The organism is Streptomyces sp. NRRL S-495 (genome assembly GCF_000966955.1).
In the GTDB taxonomy this organism is placed as follows: domain Bacteria; phylum Actinomycetota; class Actinomycetes; order Streptomycetales; family Streptomycetaceae; genus Kitasatospora; species Kitasatospora purpeofusca.
Genome location: NZ_JZWY01001210.1, coordinates 1 through 1,156 on the forward strand (window position 1 = coordinate 1; position 1,156 = coordinate 1,156).

The 1,156-nt window shown below is 78.1% G+C and carries 1 protein-coding gene and 1 pseudogene; both read left to right on the forward strand.

Going from position 1 to position 1,156, the window contains the following annotated elements; translation table 11 throughout:
• Positions 1-749: DUF4129 domain-containing protein (locus VR45_RS40655; RefSeq protein WP_045945012.1), on the forward strand; the 749-nt coding region annotated here is incomplete at its 5' end.
• Positions 746-1,156, forward strand: a pseudogene (locus tag VR45_RS43195) (hypothetical protein); the annotation flags it as partial. The gene VR45_RS40655 and the pseudogene VR45_RS43195, both read left to right, overlap by 4 nt.

Genomic DNA, 1,156 nt, shown 5'->3' on the forward strand with positions numbered 1-1,156 from the left:
GGCCCACACCATGGGCCGAGCGCCTGCGGGAGGCCGCCGCCGTCCTGCTGCCCGGGGCCGCGGTGGCGGTGCCGGTGCTGATGTTCCTCTTCCACAACCGGGCGGACACCGGGCCGGACGGGCCGCACCGGGCGCGGCCACTGCCGGACTTCGCCCTGCCCCCGGTGCCCACGGTGTCGCCGCCCGAGCCCGGCGAACCGGTGTCCGACAGCTCACTGTCGGGCGTGGTCCAGGTGCTGTTCGGCGCGCTCCTGGCCGTGCTGGTGATCGCGGTGGTCGTCGGCGTCGTCCTGCTGCTGCGGCTGCGGATCGTCCGGCGGCGGCCGCCGACGCCGCTGCCCGCCGCGCCGGCCCGGACCGAGGACGCCCTGGCGGCTGCGGTGGTGACGGGGCGGCGGGCCCTCGCGGGCGCCGACGCGCGGGCGGCGGTGATCGCCTGCTACGCCGCGATGGAGACATCGCTGGCCGCCTCCGGGCTCTCCCTCCGAGCGCCTGACAGCCCGACCGAGCTGCTGGAGCGCGCGATGGCCGACGACCGTGTCGACCCGGTCCACGCGCGGGCTCTGACCGCACTGTTCCGGGAGGCCAGGTACTCCACCCACCCGATGGACGAGACCCGTGTGCGCCGGGCGCGGACCGCCCTGGACGCCCTGGCCGGGCGACTGGCGGAGCGGACCGGCCCGCCGCCGGAGCCAGCGGCGGTGGGAGCGTCCGGGACCGACGACCGGGCCGCCGGAGGCCACCGATGAGCGCCCGCCCGAACCGGCGCACAGCCGGCCCCGCCGCGTCCGCCGACCCTGCCCACCCGCCCGGCCCGACCGGTCACGGCCTCGCCGCGCCCGGCTCCGTCCGGCACAGCCTGATCGAACTGACCGGGACGGCGGTGGCGGCCGAGGTCCTGTTCGCGCTGGTCGGCGGAGCTCCCGCGGCAGTTGCGGGAGCGGTCCTGCTGACCGTCGGCGCCCTGGCCACCGGCCGGTACGTGGCCGGCGCGGGCTTCCTCGACATCGGTCTGCGCAGTCGACAGCGCGTGATGGAGCCGCGCGAGCCGGGCCTCGGTGACTGGCGCTGGACCGTGCGCGAGGGTCTCGACCCGCAGGGCGACGCCGGGCCGTTGCGCGGTCGCCTTCGGCGGCTGTTCGCGGCACGCCTGTCC